A 16,828-nucleotide genomic window follows, 5' to 3' on the forward strand; every position below is an offset into this window, starting at 1 on the left:
AATGGCTGTTCAAGGCTATGTCCTCCCGGTTTGTTTGTTTTTCAGTCTCTTAGCGTAGAAGTTCGCGTGCGATGACCATTCTCTGGATCTGGTTGGTGCCCTCGAAGATCTGCGTCAACTTGGCATCGCGCATCATGCGCTCGACCGGGTAGTCCATTGTGTAGCCGTAGCCGCCGAAGATCTGGACGGCATCGGTCGTCACCTTCATGGCCATGTCGCTGCCGACGCACTTGGCCATGCTGGCCAGCACGTTCAGCCGCTTCCAGTCGCCCGCGTCACCGGCGCGCGCGCATTCATAGACGAGGGCGCGCGCCGCCTCGATCTGCATGGCCATGTCGGCAAGCATGAACTGCACGCCCTGGAATTCCGAGATCGACTTATTGAACTGCTTGCGCTCCTTCGCATAGGCGAGACAGGCATCGAGCGCTCCCTGGGCGAGGCCGACGGACTGCGCACCGATCGTCGGACGGTTGAGGTCGAGCGCGCGCATCGAGGCGCGGAAACCCTTGCCTTCCTCGCCGACGAGGTTTTCCACCGGGACCCTCACGTTGTCGAAGAAGATCGGCGTGTTCGGCGCGCCGCGGAAGCCCATCTTGCGCTCGTGCCGGCCGAACGTGATGCCCGGCATGGTCTTGGGTTCGACGATGAACGCGCTAATGCCGTCGGCGCCGGGGCTGTCGCTCGTGCGCGCCATCACGACGATGTAGTCCGCCACCACGCCGTAGCTGCACCATTGCTTGCGGCCGTTGAGGACGTAGCAGTCGCCGTCCTTCTTGGCGCGGGTGTTGATCGCGGTGACGTCCGAGCCGGCCTGCGGCTCCGAGATCGCAATCGCCGTCACGATGCCGCCCTTCGCGATGATGGGCAAATATTTCTTGCGCTGCTCCTCGGAGCCGAAGTGCAGCAGCGGCATGATGAACATCGTGTTCAGTGCGGCGATCGACGCGCAGGCGGGAGAAAAACGCGAGATCTCCTCGCGGGCGATGCAGGCCATGGTGAGGTTGCCGTTCGGCCCGCCATATTGTTCGGGCACCCAGAGCTGCATCAATCCCATCTCGCCGAACAGCTTCACGAACTCGAGGGGAAAGCGGTCCGTCTCGTCGATCTCGGCTGCGATCGGAGCCACGTGTCTGGCGGCCATTTTGCGGATGCTGTCGCGAAAGGCGATCTGCTCTTCGCTGAAGCTCATGAACGTCTCCGTCGGTTTTTTTCATTGGGAAGACCAAAAAGGGGCTTCCATTGAATGGGTGATCCATTTAATAATCCACCCCATGTCGACCAAGTCAAGCCCCCACAAGGCCGGCAGCGGGCGCGCTGCGTCTTCCCAGCGTCGCGAGCGAGATTCGGATCATCGCATGGCGGGATCGCCGGCCCCCGTGGCGTTTCGCCCGATCCATACGCGGCGCGCCTTCGAGGAAATCTGCGGTCGTATTCGCGAGCAGCTCGCGCGCGGGGCGCTCAAGCCGGGCGACAAGCTGCCCCCCGAGCGCGATCTGGCGCAGCAGCTCGGCGTCAGCCGTAACGTGCTTCGCGAAGCGCTGCGCAGCTTGGAGATGGCGGGCGTGCTGCGGCTGCAGAAGGGCGTCAAGGGAGGCGCCTTCGTCCAGGAGGGCGATACCAGCCGCATGAACGTGGTCATGCGCGACATGCTGAGCCTCGGGACGATCTCGATCCGCGAATTGTCGGAAGCGCGCGTTCAGGTGCTCGACCTGGTGGTGCGCCTTGCCTGCGCGAACGCCCGGCAGGCGGATTTCGAGGCGTTGCAGGCCAACGTCGAACGGACGGAGCTCTTCACCCGCGAGGGCCGGCTGCTGGAGCGGGTGGAGTGCGCACGGGAGTTCTACAAGCTGCTCGGCCTTGCCTGCGGCAACAAGGTGATCGCCATGATCACCGATGCGGTCACCGAGATCCACATGCGGTTCGTCTACGCCAAGGTCGCGTCCAGCGGCGTTGCGATGACGCGGCTGGGTGAGCGGCGCCGGCAATTCCTGGCGGCGCTGCGGGAGCGGAATGCCGTCGCCGCGGCCCGGTTGATGCGCAGCCACCTGGGCGCGGTCCAGAAGATGCTCGAGCAGGATCCCGGCGCGATGTCGCTTCAGATTGCCCTGGCGGAGATCAATTCCGGCATGAAATCATGAAAACTGCAGGTCCGGCCGAGCGCCGGCTTTGAATGAAGAAAAACGAATGGAGGAAGACGTGTCCCGATATGCGAAGTACGAGTGCCTGACCGTGGATGTCGCCGACAAGGTCGCGACGGTGATCTTGAACCGGCCGCAGGCTCGCAATGCCATCAATCAGAAGCTGATCCGGGAACTCCGCACGATCTGGGACGATCTTGCCGACGACCATGCCGTCAACGTCGTGGTGCTGACCGGGGCGGGAGAATTCTTCAGCGTCGGCGGCGACGTCAAGGCGATGTCGGAGCGGCCGGGCGGCGACGTGCTGGAGGAGGGCGAGGTCCACGACCCCATGATCAGCCGCCGCGGCGTGACGCGTCAGCTCGAGCTTGACAAGCCGATCATCGCCGCCATCAACGGCGACGCCATTGGCCTTGCCGCGACCCACGCGCTGCTCTGTGACATCACGGTCATGGCGGAGGATGCGCGCATCGGCGACACCCACGTGTCGCGGGTCGGACTCGTGGCCGGAGACGGTGGCACCGTGATCTGGCCGTTGCTCGTCGGCATCAACAAGGCCAAGGAATTCCTCATTCGCGGCACCCTGCTGAAGGGAAAGGAGGCCGAGCGCATCGGCCTCGTCAATCACGTCGCGCCGCGGCCCGAAGTGTTGGCCAAGGCGCGGGAGATCGCGATCGAGCTGGCGAACGGTCCGACTTGGGCGATCCGCTGGACGAAGCTGTCGATCAACCAGATCGTCAAGGATCGCGTGAACATGTTGCTCGAAGCCTCCATGGCGCTCGAGCAGGTGACATTCGAGACCGCCGATCACAAGGAAGCGACGACGTCGTTCAAGGAAAAGCGCAAGCCCCGGTTCGGCCAAGGCTGATCAGCCGATGGACACTACCGAGCTTCCGACCGACGAGGTCAGGCAAATGCTCCGGGACTCCTTGCGCGGGTTTCTCGGCGAGCAGTGGGAGGCCGATTGCCTCAGGCTTGGCGCCAAGCCGCAAGACATTGCGGCGATATGGGCCAAGCTGGTTGACCAGGGCGTTGCCGGTCTCGGCTCCGCTCCCGAGGAAGGGGGCATGCGCGAGATCGCGGTCGTGCTCGCCGAGCTCGGGCGCGCGGCGTGTCCGGCGCCGATGTGGTCGGCTACTCTGGCCAATTTCGCGCTTTCGATGGTAAGCTCGGAACTGGCCGCAGATTGCCTGGCGAAGCTGCACGAGGGGACGGCGCGGTTCGCCTTCTCGTTCGGGGCGCTCGACCCCGATGCGGGCGCCGGCGCGATCCGGGTTCGGGAGGGCAGAGCGGACGGGGTGCTCCGGCTCGTGGAAGCCGCGGACAGCTGCACGCATCTCCTCGTTGCCATTGACCCCGCGCTCCTGGGCCTCGTGGCGCTGGATGCTGCCGGCGTCGCAATTGCCCCAACGAGGGCCATGGGTGCCTGGGGGGCTTGCGAGGTGCGTCTCAGTTCGGCGCCGATCAGCCTCGTCGCGATCGAGTTGGGCGTACTCGACGATCTCTTGCTGAGGGGAAAGCTGGCGCTGACGGCGCGAGCCCACGGTGCCGCCCAGCGAGGGTTCGAGCTCGCCACGGACTATGCCAAGGAACGGCATCAGTTCGGCCAGCCGATCGGCCGCTTCCAGGCCATCCAGCACAAGCTTGCCAATGGCTTCATTGCCCTCGAAGGGGTGCGGCTGATCATTGATCATGTGGCCAGGCTTCACGATTTTGGGGACCGCGACTGGCGCTACTTCGCCCATGCGGCAGTTGCCTTTGCCTGCGATGCCTTGCGGCGCGTCTCGCTGGAAACGCATCACGCGTTCGGCGCGATCGGTTATGCCGACGAGCACGAAGCTCCGCTGCATTTCAAGCGGGTGCATCTCGACACCGTCATGCTGGGCGGGGCAGCTCCGGCGAAGAAATGGCTGGCATCCGCGTTGCTGGAGCCCGGCAGTTCGGGCCTGCCTGAATATGATCTTGGCCCGGCCGGCAATTCGCTGCGCGCGCAGGTGAAGGATTGGCTGGAGCAGCATTGGTCGGGCGACCGGAAGGCCGAATTCGATCGCAAGCCGTTCGCCAAGCGCGAGTTCGACGCCGAGTTCGCGCGCGAGATCGGCAAGACGGGCTGGATCGGTCTCGGCTGGCCCCGGCAGTTCGGCGGCCAGGCTCGTTCGCCGCTCGAGCAGATCGCGTTCATGGAGACGATGGAGCGGGGCGAAGCGCCGCGCATCGGCGCCGCGATCCAGGCCAATGCCCTGATGATGTTCGGGACGCCTGAGCAGCAGCAGCGATATCTGCCCGAAATCCTGCGCGGCGAGGCCATGCATGGGATGGGCTACAGCGAACCGCAGGCGGGCTCGGATCTCGCGGCGCTGCGCACCAGCGCGGTGCGCGATGGCGATCACTGGGTCATCAACGGCCAGAAGATCTGGACCACGACCTGGTGGGGCAAATACATGTTCCTGGCCGCGCGTACCGACAAGGACGCCAGGCCGCCGCACGCCGGCATCAGCATGTTCATCGTGCCCATGAACGCCGAGGGGATCACGGTCCGGCCGGCCACCACGATGTATGACGGCTCCTTCGCCAACGTCTTCTACGACAACGTCCGCATTCCCCAGGAAAACCTCGTCGGCGAAGTCAATGGGGGCTGGAAGGTCCTGACCGGCGCGCTCGCCTTCGAGCGCGGGCTGGTCGGGGGCGGTATAGTCCTGAAAGTCGCTCACGCCTTCGAGCAGCTGCGCGGGCACGTGATGGAGAGGGACGCTGCGGGAATGGCGCTCAGCGACGATCCCATCGTGCGTGACAGGATAGCGTCGCTGGCTGCAGAGATCGAGATCGGGCGTCAATTGATGATGCATTGCGCCGAGCTTGCCGCGGACGGCATGACACCGCCGGAATACGGCGCGATCAGCAAGGTGTTCTCCGGGGAGCTGATGGAGCGCTTCGGCGAGGCGGCCCTCGACATCCTCGGCGCGAGGGCGACGCTGTCGGAGCAGATGCCTGGCGCGATCGACAACGGCCGTTTCGAGCAGAACCTGCGTCATTCGCTGATGTGGGTGATCAGCATCGGCACCAACGAGATCCAGCGCAGCCTGATCGCCCAACGAGCGCTTGGGCTGCCCAGATAGGGAGTGACCGCATGCAACCGCAGGGGACCACGAATCCGCCGCTCGAAGGCGTCCGCGTGCTCGACTTCTCGATCATGCTGGCCGGCCCCTATTGCGCGAGGCTGCTCGCCGATGCCGGCGCGGAGGTCATCAAGATCGAGCCGCCCGAGGGTGACGATATGCGTCTGCGGGCACCGTTGCGGGGCGGCCAGAGTGCCTATTTCGGCCAGCTCAATGCGGGCAAGCGCAGCCTTGCGCTCGACCTGAAAAATCCCGAGGCGATCGAACTGGTTCGCCGGCTGGTCAAGGAGTCCGATATCCTGGTCGAGAATTTCCGGCCGGGCGTGATGGACCGGCTTGGCCTCGGCTACGAGGCGCTGCGCGCGATCAATCCGCGCCTGATCTACTGCTCGATCTCGGGCTACGGGCAAACGGGACCGGCCGCCGAGCGCGCCGCCTACGCTATGATCGTTCACGCCGAGAGCGGCTTCGACCGCTCGCTGATGCGGTATGCGGGCGATCGCGACCGGCCGGCGGCGGGGGCCGTTTTCGTCGCGGACGTGCTCGGCGGGATCTTCGGCTATTCGGCGATCCAGACCGCCATGGTCCAGCGCGCGCGAACGGGGACAGGCCAAAGGATCGACGTCGCCCTGATGGACTGCATGCTCAACCTGCTCGTCTACGAATTGCAGGAAGCGCAGTTCGCCCCGCAGGCGCCGCGCGCCGCCTATGGTCCGGTCCGGGCTTCCGACGGCGACATCCTGGTTGCGCCGATCACGCCGCGAAATTTCGCCGCGCTGTGCGAGGTGACGGGGCAGGGCGAGCTCGCGAACGACCCGCGCTTCAGGACGGTGCCGGGCCGCGCGGCCAACTGGAGCGCGATGATGCAGGTCGTCGAGAAATGGTCCGAGCAGCATACGGTGCGGGAGTGCATGGCTGCCCTCGACAAGGCCGGCGTTCCCAGTGCCGAATATCGCGATCCGGGAGCCGCCTTGACCGACCCGCATCTCCTTCAGCGCGGCGCATTCGCGACGATTGCGGATAGTGCGGGGGAATTCCTGGGCGTCAATGCGCCCTGGAAGATGTCGTCCGGATCGACCGCCATGCGGCGGGAGATCCCCGCTGTCGGTGCGCACCGCGACGAATTGCTGTCCCGGGTCCTCGGCCTGTCCGGCGAGGCGATTGCCGGCCTCGCTGGCGCCGGAGTGTTTGGAAGCGTCAGCGCCCGGTCGAAAGGCTAGTTCACGTCAGCGCGCGGAGGGCACCGTCCATGAAGATCATCGCTGCAATAGCAAATGGGCCGCGCGACCCCTTCGAGGTCGTCCCCTGCGAACTCTCGGCGCCGCGCGCCAGCGAGGTCCTGGTCCGGGTGCACGCCTGCGGCATCTGTCACACCGATCTGGCGGTCAAGTATGGGCACATTCCGGTGCAGATGCCCAAGGTTCTGGGCCATGAAGGCGCGGGCGTGATCGAGCAGGTCGGCCCGGGCGTGACATCGGTCCGGCCGGGCGACCACGTCCTCATGAGCTTCGGCTCCTGCGGCGAATGCGCGAATTGTAGCGACGGCGCGCTCGGCTATTGCGATCATTTTCGCGCCATCAACCTGTTCGGAAGCAGGCCCGGCGGCTCGGCGCTGTCACGCGGCGGGAGCGAACTCGGCGGTCATTTCTTCGCGCAATCCGCCTTCGCGAGCCACGCGATCGCCACCACCAGGAACATCGTCAAGGTCGATGCCGATCTGCCGCTGGACCTTCTTGCGCCACTCGGATGCGGGATCCAGACCGGCATGGGATCGGTCATGAACGTGCTGCGGCCGCAGGCCGGGACCTCGATTGCGGTGTTCGGCGTCGGCGCGGTCGGCCTGTCCGCCATCATCGCCGCGCAGATCGTCGGCTGCTCGACCATCATCGCCGTGGATGTCGTGCCGGAGCGGCTACGCGTTGCGCGCGAGCTGGGCGCGACGCATGCGGTCTCTGGCGGTGCGGAGACTCCAGCGGCGGAGATCACCGATCTCACGCAGGGCGGTGCGCATTTTTCACTCGACACGACGGGCGTGCCGGCGGCCGTGGCAAGCTCGGTCAATTGCCTGCGCGCGCGAGGCGTGAGCGCGCAGGTCGCGGCCCCACCTCGGGGAACGATGTATGCGGCCGAAGCCAGTGTGCTGGTCGGGCGGGGAATCTCCATCCGCGGCGTGGTCGAGGGCGATGCAAATCCCCAGCTGTTCATTCCGCGCATGATCGGCTTCTTCCGCGAAGGCCGGTTGCCGCTCGACAAATTCGTCAAGACTTATCCGCTCGCGGGGATTAACGAGGCCGTTGACGACCTCGACAGCGGTCGCGTGGTCAAGCCCGTTCTGACCATGGCGGGGATTGGGAGTGCTTAACAAGACACAAACAAGCAGGGAGGAGGAACGATGCTCGACATCGCAACGGATAATGCAATCGCCGATCACAGAACCTACGGCAATGTCGGTCTGCAGCACCGGCTCTTCGGCGAACTACGGCGCGACGATCCGGTCCATTGGACGCAACCGCAAGGCTATCGTCCGTTCTGGACCATCACCAAATACGCCGACATCATCGAAATCGAGCGCCAGGCCGATCGCTTCATCAACGCGCCGCGAACCAAGCTTCTCAGCATCGATTTCGAAAGCAAGGTGAGGGAGGCGATGAGCGGCAAGCCCATGCTGGTCCGGGCCTTGCCGCAGATGGATAATCCCGATCACGGCAAATATCAGAAGCTCACCCACGCCTGGTTTCAGCCCCGGCACATCCGGACATTGTCCGAGCGCATGGCGGCGCTGGCGAAGGAGAGCGTCGATCGTCTCGTGGCGATGGGCAACCAGTGCGATTTCTACAATGATATCGCGATCTACTATCCGTTGCGGGTCCTGATGACCATCCTCGGCCTGCCGCGCAGCGACGAGGAACGCCTGCTCAAGATCACCCAGGCCTATTTCGGCGGCGGCGATCCAGAGATGCAGAAGGGCTCCGACCTGATCGACGCCACGATCGCCTATGTCGACTATTTCAAGGACGTCGCGCGGGAGAGGCGAAAGAACCCGCAGGACGACGTGGCGACGGTGATCGCAACGTCCGAGATCGACGGCCGGCCGATCGAGGATTTCGAGGCCTATTCGTACTATGTCGCGCTCGCGAGCGCGGGACACGACACGACGAGCGCAACGATCGCCGGCGGCCTGCTGGCCTTGATCGAGAATCCCGATGCCATGGCCCGCCTGCAGCACGACCCCGAGCTCCTTTCGGACGCCGCGGAAGAGATGGTGCGCTGGGTCTCGCCGGTCAAACACTTCTTCCGCACCGCAACGGCCGACTACGACATTCGCGGCAAGACGATCAGAGCCGGGGACAGCCTCCTCCTCAGCTATCCCTCAGGCAATCGGGACGAGGAAGCCTTCGATCGGCCCTTCCAGTTCATTCCCGATCGGTCGCCCAACCGGCATCTCGGCTACGGCTTCGGTATTCACGCCTGCATCGGCCGGCACCTTGCCAAGGCCGAGATCGTGGCCTTCTTCCGCGAATTCCTCGGCAGGATCGAGCGGGTCGAGCTCGCGGGCGCCCTGGCCTGGACCGAAACCTCGTTCCTCGGCGGGGTGAAACGCCTGCCGGTCCGCTATTCGGTGCGATAGCGAGCATCGCGGCACGTGCGCGTCCTCGAAGGCAGGCAACAGGTTAGGTCCCTGAGGACGAGGGCGCCGCGGCCTTGGCGATCGCGAGCATGCAGTTGAGGAAGTGGACGCGGTCCTCCTTGCTCAGGGGCGCGAGCAGGGTGTTCTGAAGCTCGGCCGCGGCGGGGATGACTCGGAGAAGGCCTTCCTCGCCCTTGGCGGTGATCTGGACCTGGATCGACCGCCGGTCGTCCGCGTTGCTGCGTTTCGAGATCAGCTTGCGCGCCGTCATGCGCTTGAGCATCTCGCTGAGCGTGTTGCGATCGCTGCTGATGCGCACGGCGAGGGCGGACGGGGTGAGGGGACCATCCTGATAGAGTGCGATCAACACGCCGAACTGCCGTGGCGTGATGTCGCTCTGGCCGGTCAGATCTTGGTAGAGCAGGTCATAGCGGGCCTCGAGCAGCCGAAGCAGAAACCCAACGCCTCCTTCGAGGCGCCAGTTGCGCGCCATCTCCACCGCGCTCGCATTCTTGTCCTTGGGCGCTGACATGCCGTCGCTGACCTGAACTCTCCTGGAATTGCTCAGGCGTTAGCAGCTTGTCCGATGGCTCTCAACCCATGGCGGAACGTGCGCCAGAAGTGCTGCGTCCGGACAAGCCGGCGCGACCGGATTTGCTATTGCAAACCATTCGCCGATGTAGTACGTATACGTATCAAATGGGAGCGCAACAGCCGCTCTGCCGGGGAGGACTGCTTGGATCTGCGGAAGCTGCTGTCGATTCCCTATCTCCTCGAAGCCGAGGCGGTCGAAACCGAGCCCGGTCGGTGGCTCGTACGCCTGGCCTATCCCGAATTGCCCGGCTGCAGTGCGGAAGGCGCGGTGGTCGAGGAAGCCCTGCGGGATCTCGAGCGGCGTCGCATCGAGACGATCGTCGGCCTCGTCGAGGCCGGGACGACGCCACCCATTCCACGCCAGCCGCTGGCCTCGGCCGATCCGCTCTGGACCGCACGCGATCTCGGACTGTCGGCGCGGGTCGCAGCGCTCCTGGGCGTTGCCCCGGAGCAAGCCATCGACGGAATCCCACCGAAGGAGGAAGCAGATGTTGTCACGCGAGGACAATGAACGGCTCGTCAGGGTCGGCAAGGGCACGCCGCTCGGAGACCTGTTCCGTCTCTATTGGATTCCCTTCCTGCCGTCCGCGGACTTGACCAGAGACGGCCAGCCGAAGCGGGTCAGGCTGCTCGGAGAGGACCTTGTCGCCTTCCGGGATTCGGAGGGACGCGTCGGGCTGGTCGACCAGGCCTGTCCGCATCGCGGCGCGCCGATGGTGTTCGCGAGGAATGAGGATTGCGGCCTGCGATGCGTCTACCACGGCTGGAAATTCGACGTCACGGGCGCCACGACGGACATGCCGGCCGAGCCGGTCCGCAGCCGCCTGAAGGAGCGCGTGAGGATCAAGGCATATCCGTGCCGGGAGCGGAACGGGATGATCTGGACCTATATGGGGCCCGACCAGGCTAATCTTCCGCCGCTCCCGAACGTGGAATGGAATCTGGTGCCGCAGGAGCAGGTGCATATCTCGCTGCGCGTGCAGGAGTGCAATTGGCTTCAGGCGGTCGAGGGTGAGATCGATTCCGCCCACGCGCCGCTGCTGCATGGGCGGCTGGACACGCAGGGCACGACCAGCGCCTGGATCCAGAAGCGCGATCTGCGTCCGACATTCGAATGCATCAAGCAGGATTTCGGCATGAGCATCGCGGCGCGGCGCAATTACGATGCCAATACGCTGTACTGGCGCGTCAACCAGTTCATGCTGCCGTTCTACACGCTGGTCCCGCCGCTGATGCCATTTCCGGATCTCAGCGGCCATGCCTGGGTCCCGATCGATGATGAGAACACGCTCTGCATCATGTTCTCGTATCACCCCTCGCAACCCCTGCTGCCGAAAACCCGCCAGGTCTTTGCCGATGGGCACAATGGCCGCGAGAGCGGCCATGCCAGCCGCCGCGCGCTGGTCGACCATCCGGTGACGGTGCCCTATGCGGGCTATTGGACGAAATACAATCCGCAGAACGGCTTCCAGTTCGACTACCAGGCGCAGCAGACGACCTGGTTCTCGGGCCTGCCGGGCCTGTGGGTGCAGGACGGGGCCTGCCAGAGCGGCGTGTCGCCGATCTTCGACCGCACTAGGGAAAACCTCTGCTCGAGCGACACCGGAATCGCGATGACCCGCCGCTTCATCCTGGAGGCGCTCGGGGCCTATCGCGATCACGGAACCAGGCCGAAAGGGGTGACGGACCCCGACGTGTTCATGGTCCGGGCGGTGTCGATGCGGCTGCCGCCGGAGGAGTCGTGGGTCGATGTCGGTGCGGCCTTCATGCGTGCCAGGCTCGGCGCCGATTTCGGATACGAGATGTGAGCCATTCGATGGCAGTTTCGCGGAGGCGCGCGCCATGAGCGATGGCTTGTTCGACGTTCGCGTCAAGCGCATCAGCTACGAGGCGGACGGGATCAATTCCTACGAACTGATCTCGCCGACCGGCCGCGATCTCGATCCCTTCACGGCCGGCGGTCATATCGATGTGCATCTGCCGAACGGCATGGTCCGCAGCTATTCGCTGGTCAACGATCAGCGTGAGCGCCATCGCTATGTGATCGCGATCAACAAGGACGCGGCCGGGCGGGGTGGCTCGCGCTTCCTGCACGACAATCTGAAAGCGGGTGACATCGTCAGGGTGTCGCAGCCGCGCAATAACTTTGCGCTCTGCGAGCAGGCCGAGCATTCGGTCCTGATCGCAGGCGGAATCGGGATCACGCCTCTGCTGTCCATGGCCCGTCGTCTCGACGCCCTCGGACGGTCCTTCGAACTGTTCTATGCGGCAAGGGCGCCGCGCGCGGCGGCTTTCCTCGACGAGCTCGAAGTGCTCGCGGCGAAGGGGCGCTTGAAGGTGCGCCTCGACTTCGACGACCAGCGTTGCGGGCGTCTGTTCGACCTTGCGGCGGTCATCGACCGGGCGCCGGCGCAGGCTCATCTCTATTGCTGCGGTCCGCAGCCGATGCTCGAAGCCTTCGAAGCCGCGGCGGCCGGTCGCCCGGCCGATCATCGGCATGTCGAGTATTTCCAGGCGAGCGAAGCTCCCGCGACGGCGGGCGGTTTCGAGGTGAAGCTCGCCCGCAGCAACCGGACGATTCCGGTCGAAGCCGGGAAGACGATCCTCGAGGCGCTGCTCGAGGCCGGGATCGCGGCCAACCATGCCTGCTCGGAGGGGGTCTGCGGCACCTGCGAGACGCGTGTGCTCGAAGGCATCCCGGATCATCGCGACCAGTTTCTCAGCAAGGACGAGCAGGCATCGAACAAGACCATGATGATCTGCTGCTCGGGCGCGAGGTCGGGCACGCTGGTGCTGGACCTCTAAGAACAACAAAGTTCGTCAACAGGGTGGAAACATGAAAGTCGCTTTACGTGTCGCCGGAATAGCCTTGCTCCTCGCCGGCCTGTGGTCGCCCGCATGCGCGGCCGCAACGCGCACCATCAAGATCGGCGTCCTCAATGATGCGTCGGGGCCCTATTCCGACAATGCCGGTGAGGGCTCCGTGACGGCGGCGAGAATGGCGGCCGAGGACTTCATGGCGCAGCACCCTGACCTCAAGGTCGAGATCGTCTCGGCGGATCACCAGAACAAGGCGGATGTCGGGGCGGCGATCGCCCGTCGCTGGATCGAGCAGGAGAAGGTCGACGCCGTCGCCGACGTGCCCAACTCCGCGGTCGGCCTTGCCGTCAATGAGGTGGTTCGCGGCGGCAAGGCCGCGCTGATCGCTTCCAGCGCGGCATCATCCGATCTGACCGGAAAATACTGCTCACCCAACACGATCCAGTGGACGTTCGACACCTGGGCGGCGTCGCACACGATCGGCAATTACCTGGTTCGTCACGGCGGCAAGAAATGGTACTTCATCGCCACCGATAATGCGCTCGGCAAGTCCATGGTGCGGGACGGCACGTCGGTCATCAATGCCGGCGGCGGCGCTGTGCTCGGATCGGTCAATGTTCCCATCAACAATGCCGATTACGCCTCGTTCATCCTGCAGGCGGATGCCTCCGGCGCCGACGTGATCGCTTTCGCCACCGCCGGTGGCGATACGGTCAGCCTGATCAAGCAGTCTGCCGAGTTCGGCTTGAAGCAGAAGGGCCTGACCTTCGCCGCGATGCTGACGACCACGAACGACGTCGAGGCCAGCGGGCTTGCGGTCGGGCAGGGACTCATCATCACCCAGCCGTTCTATTGGGACCTCAACGAGGCGAGCCGGGCCTGGTCGGCGAAATTCAGCGCGCGCCAGCATGACCAGTCGCCGACGGCGTTTCACGCCGGCGTCTATTCTTCCGTGCTGGCCTATCTGAATGCCGCCTTGGCAGCGGGAACCAACGACGCGCAGGCGGTCATCCGCAAGATGAAGGAGCAGCCCATCGACGACGCGCTGTTCGGCCCGGTCGTGGTGCGGGCGGACGGTCGCGCCATCCACAACATGTACATCTTCAAGGTGAAGGAGCCGAAGGCGTCGAAAGGCAAATGGGACCTTCTCGACAATGTCGGCGTCCTGAGCGGACCCGAGGCATTCCGCCCGATCGACCAGGGCGGATGTTCGATGGTCGAGCAGGCCAAGGGCAATTGACGCCGGTTGCGATCGGGCCTGCCAAGGCTGCCGCGCGAAATATGATGGGTGCACCATGCTGGACAACATTGAAGCCGACTTTCCGGAGTACACGCCGCGGCCATCCGATGCGCCGAGGGCGCTCGCGGGAATCCGGGTCGTGGATTTCTCCCACTTCATCGCCGGACCATTCGCCACCATGATCCTTGCCGACATGGGCGCAGAAGTCATCAAGATCGAGGCGCCGGGCCGCGGCGACGATCTCCGGCGCTACCCGCCGGTGCATCCCGAACTCAAGGCCGGGGCGCCATTCGTCTGGACCAACCGCAACAAGCGCAGCGTTGCCCTGGACCTCAAGTCGCCGGACGGCGTCGCGGTGGTGCGGGAGTTGATCGCAACGGCGGACGTCGTCGTCGAGAATTTCTCCAGCGGTGTCATGGAGCGCTTCGGGCTCGACTATGGGGCATGCCGGACGATCAAGCCTGACATCATCTACTGCTCGGTGTCGGCCTATGGACGCGAGGGGACCTTCGCGGACCGGCTCGGCTTCGATCCGATCGCGCAGGTCGAGAGCGGATTCGTGTCCATGAACGGTTATCCGGACCGCGAGGGCGTGCGGGCGCTGTCGCCCGTGATGGACATCAGCACGGCGATGATGGCCTGCAACGCTATCCTCGGCGCGCTGGTTGCCCGTGAGCGCAGCGGGCTGGGGCAGGCGGTCGAGGTCTCGCTGTTCGACAATGCCGTGCTGATGACCGGCTATGCCACGATGCAACATCTGTTCACCGGCGCCAATCCGCAGCGGCACGGCAACACCAGCCCCGATACCTGTCCCTCGGGCGTATTCCAGGCGCAGGATTGCGCCTTCTACATCAATTGCGGAAACGACAAGATCTTCCAGCGCCTGATGTCGCAGGTGCTCGAGCGCGCCGACCTCGCCGCAGCCGAGGCTTACGCGACGGGGCCCGATCGAATCCGGCGGCGGGAGGAATTGTTCGCGATCCTCGGCGAGGTCTTCGCGCAACGGCCGTGGAGCCATTGGCAGGCCCGGATGCGGGCGGCCGGCGTTCCCTGCGGGCAGGTCCGCACGGTCGGGGACGCGATCCGGTCGGCCGAAGCGCGAGAGCGCGGCCTCGTCACCCGCATTCCGCACGACACGCTGGGCTGGATCCCGAACGTCAGCCTACCGATCCGTTATTCCGCGACGCCCGTCGTGGATCCCGTGGCCGCGCCCGCGGTCGGTCAGCATATAGGGGCCGTACTGAAGGACCTGCTCGGCTACGACGATGCGCGTCTGGCGCGGCTCGCCGCGGCCGGCGTCTTTGGCGAGGTGGGGGCAGGGCCGGCCAGGGCGGGGCGGACGTGAGCGCGAAGGCAACCGCCGATCGCACGCTGAGAGGCCGCGTCGCCGTCGTCGGGATCGGCGAGACCGACTATTACCGGCACGGCGCGTCGCCCGATCCGGAGTTCAAGCTGGCGCTCAAGGCGATCCTGGCGGCGTGCGGCGATGCCGGCATCGATCCGCGCGACATCGATGGCTTTGCCTCCTACAGCGAGGAGCGGAGCGAGGCGTCCAGGCTTGCCGCGGCGCTGGGCACGCGCCGGCTTCGTGCCGCGACCATGCAATGGGGCGGAGGCGGCGGCGGTTGCTGCGCGGCCGTCGCCAATGCGGCGGCCTCGATCGTCGCGGGCCTTGCGGATTGCGTCGTCGTGTTTCGCTCGCTGGCGCAGGGCCAATATGGTCGGTTCGGGCGGGCAACGGGCATCGACACGATCTCCGGCGAGAAGGCGTATCTGATGCCGTACGGCGTTCTGGCGCCGCCGCAGCGCTTCGCCATGCGCGTGCGCCGCTACATGCATGAGCACGGCGTCGGCCAGGAAGCGCTGCGGGCGATCGCGCTGGCTTCCTATCATCACGCGCAGGCCAATCCGCGGGCCGTCATGTACGGCAAGCCGCTCGACGCGGCCAAGTATGATGCCTCGCGCTGGATCGCGGAGCCGTTTCATCTCTACGATTGCTGCATGGAGAACGACGGTGCCGCCGCGCTCGTGCTGGTGCCAGCCGAGCGCGCCGGAGAATTTCGCAACAAGCCGGCCTATGTGCTGGGGGCCGCCGTCGGATCCGGATATCGCGCGGGCGCGATCCCGCACAATTCGCCGCATTACGCCAGCGCCGGCTTCGAAACGGTCGCGGCCGATCTCTATGCGATGGCTGGGCTCGGTCCGTCCGATGTCGGTGTCGTCCAGTGCTACGAGAACTTCACGGGCGGCGTGGTGATGGCGCTCGCGGAACACGGCTTCTTCGCGCCGGAGGAGGCCAACGATTACCTCGCCTTCGACAACCTCGTTGCGCCATCGGGGCGGCTTCCACTCAACACCAGCGGTGGCAATCTGGCCGAGTGCTACATGCATGGGTTCGAACTCATGCTGGAGGCCGTGCGCCAGGTGCGCGGAACCTCCACCAGCCAGGCGAGGCGCAATGATGTGGCCATGGTGATCGGCGGACCCATGGTCACGCCGGTCAGCAATCTTCTTCTCGGCTCGGAGGCGACGCTGTGAGCGGTGAGGCGGCCCGAACCTACCTTCCGCAGGGATTGCCGATTCCGGTCGCCGAGGCCGACGGCCTGTCGGCGCCCTACTGGCAGGGATTGCGCCAGAGCCGCCTTCTGGTGCAGCGTTGCCGCCATTGCGCCACGTGGCAGTTCGGCCCCGAATGGATCTGCCATCGCTGCCATGCCCTCGATTCCGACTGGACGGAGATCGAGCCGCATGGGCTGATCTTCAGCTGGGAGCGGGTCTGGCATCCCTCGCACGCCGCGCTGAGGCAGCACGGACCCTATCTCGCCGTGCTCGTGGAATTCCCTCACGCCGGCGGCGTCAGGATGATCGGCAACCTGCTCGGCGATCCCGGGCAAGCGGTCTCCATCGGCGCGGCGGTGGACGGCGTTTTCGAGCACCATCCCCATCCGGAGCGGCAGTATTCGCTGCTGCACTGGCAGCTTTCGTCGGTCCGCTGACACGAGACGAGCCTCCAGAAGGCCCTGGATTGTCTGAGTGCGAGAGCAGGATTATCTGGATGTGGCCGCGAATACCAGAGGTGTTTGCCGACAGCGTATCAGCCCGTTCCTGATCTCTGACGGCATTCTGAAACGGCGCCGCACGAGTGGGGCCATAGCACTTCTGGGTACGCAGGCAGCCCTGATTACTCGATTGATGCCGATAGTTGGCGGAATGGCTAGCATCAAGCGCGGTGCGAATTCTTCTGTGGATTCAAGACTGAAAAATTGAGGCGGATGTACCGTCGGCATTTGTC

At 65.2% G+C, this 16,828-nt stretch carries 15 protein-coding genes; 13 read left to right on the top strand and 2 right to left on the bottom strand.

The genetic code is table 11. The features are described from left to right. Positions 1 to 49 precede the first annotated feature (49 nt). The gene (locus XH85_RS23700) at positions 50 to 1,189 is read right to left on the bottom strand and encodes an acyl-CoA dehydrogenase family protein (RefSeq protein WP_128933714.1); all 1,140 of its coding nucleotides are present in this window, start codon (positions 1,187 to 1,189) and stop codon (positions 50 to 52) included. On the opposite strand from XH85_RS23700, the gene XH85_RS23705 reads away from it, so the two are divergent. From XH85_RS23705 to XH85_RS23730, 6 genes are read left to right on the top strand one after another with little or no spacing between them, the layout of a single operon-like run. Then, positions 1,188 to 2,138, top strand: a complete 951-nt coding sequence (locus XH85_RS23705) for a FadR/GntR family transcriptional regulator (protein ID WP_164940824.1) — start codon at positions 1,188 to 1,190, stop codon at positions 2,136 to 2,138. The genes XH85_RS23700 and XH85_RS23705 overlap by 2 nt on opposite strands. Before the next feature lie 58 nt (positions 2,139 to 2,196). Continuing rightward, the gene (locus XH85_RS23710) at positions 2,197 to 3,006 is read left to right on the top strand and encodes an enoyl-CoA hydratase/isomerase family protein (RefSeq protein WP_245473376.1); all 810 of its coding nucleotides are present in this window, start codon (positions 2,197 to 2,199) and stop codon (positions 3,004 to 3,006) included. A gap of 7 nt (positions 3,007 to 3,013) precedes the next feature. After that, complete coding sequence (locus tag XH85_RS23715; protein ID WP_128933717.1) at positions 3,014 to 5,254, top strand: acyl-CoA dehydrogenase family protein; 2,241 nt, start codon at positions 3,014 to 3,016, stop codon at positions 5,252 to 5,254. An 11-nt stretch (positions 5,255 to 5,265) separates the two neighbouring features. After that, a complete protein-coding gene (locus XH85_RS23720) occupies positions 5,266 to 6,474 on the top strand; it encodes a CaiB/BaiF CoA transferase family protein (RefSeq protein WP_128933718.1) in 1,209 nt (402 codons plus the stop codon). A 29-nt stretch (positions 6,475 to 6,503) separates the two neighbouring features. After that, a complete protein-coding gene (locus XH85_RS23725; RefSeq protein WP_128933719.1) occupies positions 6,504 to 7,616 on the top strand; it encodes an NAD(P)-dependent alcohol dehydrogenase in 1,113 nt (370 codons plus the stop codon). Between the two features lie 30 nt (positions 7,617 to 7,646). Then, positions 7,647 to 8,882 (top strand): cytochrome P450, encoded by a 1,236-nt coding sequence (locus XH85_RS23730; RefSeq protein ID WP_128933720.1) that lies wholly within the window; start codon positions 7,647 to 7,649, stop codon positions 8,880 to 8,882. 43 nt (positions 8,883 to 8,925) lie between these two features. Here XH85_RS23730 and XH85_RS23735 read toward each other — a convergent pair whose 3' ends face one another. Beyond that, positions 8,926 to 9,414 (bottom strand): MarR family winged helix-turn-helix transcriptional regulator, encoded by a 489-nt coding sequence (locus XH85_RS23735; protein ID WP_128933721.1) that lies wholly within the window; start codon positions 9,412 to 9,414, stop codon positions 8,926 to 8,928. 204 nt (positions 9,415 to 9,618) lie between these two features. Between XH85_RS23735 and XH85_RS23740 the strand changes: the two genes are divergently transcribed. Genes XH85_RS23740 through XH85_RS23770 form a run of 7 tightly spaced genes read left to right on the top strand, consistent with a single transcriptional unit; the run spans position 9,619 to position 16,532 of the window. After that, positions 9,619 to 9,987 (top strand): hypothetical protein, encoded by a 369-nt coding sequence (locus XH85_RS23740; protein ID WP_128933722.1) that lies wholly within the window; start codon positions 9,619 to 9,621, stop codon positions 9,985 to 9,987. Continuing rightward, positions 9,965 to 11,284 (top strand): Rieske 2Fe-2S domain-containing protein, encoded by a 1,320-nt coding sequence (locus tag XH85_RS23745; RefSeq protein WP_128933723.1) that lies wholly within the window; start codon positions 9,965 to 9,967, stop codon positions 11,282 to 11,284. The genes XH85_RS23740 and XH85_RS23745 overlap by 23 nt, the downstream gene beginning before the upstream one ends. A 34-nt stretch (positions 11,285 to 11,318) precedes the next feature. Continuing rightward, positions 11,319 to 12,281 carry a PDR/VanB family oxidoreductase gene (locus tag XH85_RS23750; RefSeq protein ID WP_128933724.1) on the top strand — a complete coding sequence of 321 codons (963 nt, stop codon included), beginning with the start codon at positions 11,319 to 11,321 and terminating at the stop codon, positions 12,279 to 12,281. Positions 12,282 to 12,312: 31 nt separating this feature from the next. Then, positions 12,313 to 13,536 (top strand): ABC transporter substrate-binding protein, encoded by a 1,224-nt coding sequence (locus XH85_RS23755; protein WP_128933725.1) that lies wholly within the window; start codon positions 12,313 to 12,315, stop codon positions 13,534 to 13,536. 55 nt (positions 13,537 to 13,591) lie between these two features. Further along, positions 13,592 to 14,881, top strand: a complete 1,290-nt coding sequence (locus XH85_RS23760; protein WP_128933726.1) for a CaiB/BaiF CoA transferase family protein — start codon at positions 13,592 to 13,594, stop codon at positions 14,879 to 14,881. After that, positions 14,878 to 16,074: a thiolase C-terminal domain-containing protein gene (locus XH85_RS23765; protein WP_128933727.1), complete on the top strand. Its 1,197-nt coding sequence runs from the start codon at positions 14,878 to 14,880 to the stop codon at positions 16,072 to 16,074. The genes XH85_RS23760 and XH85_RS23765 overlap by 4 nt, the downstream gene beginning before the upstream one ends. Then, complete coding sequence (locus XH85_RS23770) at positions 16,071 to 16,532, top strand: Zn-ribbon domain-containing OB-fold protein (protein WP_206734808.1); 462 nt, start codon at positions 16,071 to 16,073, stop codon at positions 16,530 to 16,532. Before XH85_RS23765 ends, XH85_RS23770 begins: the two co-directional genes overlap by 4 nt. Positions 16,533 to 16,828 lie beyond the last annotated feature (296 nt).

This window comes from Bradyrhizobium zhanjiangense, assembly GCF_004114935.1.
Lineage (GTDB): Bacteria > Pseudomonadota > Alphaproteobacteria > Rhizobiales > Xanthobacteraceae > Bradyrhizobium > Bradyrhizobium zhanjiangense.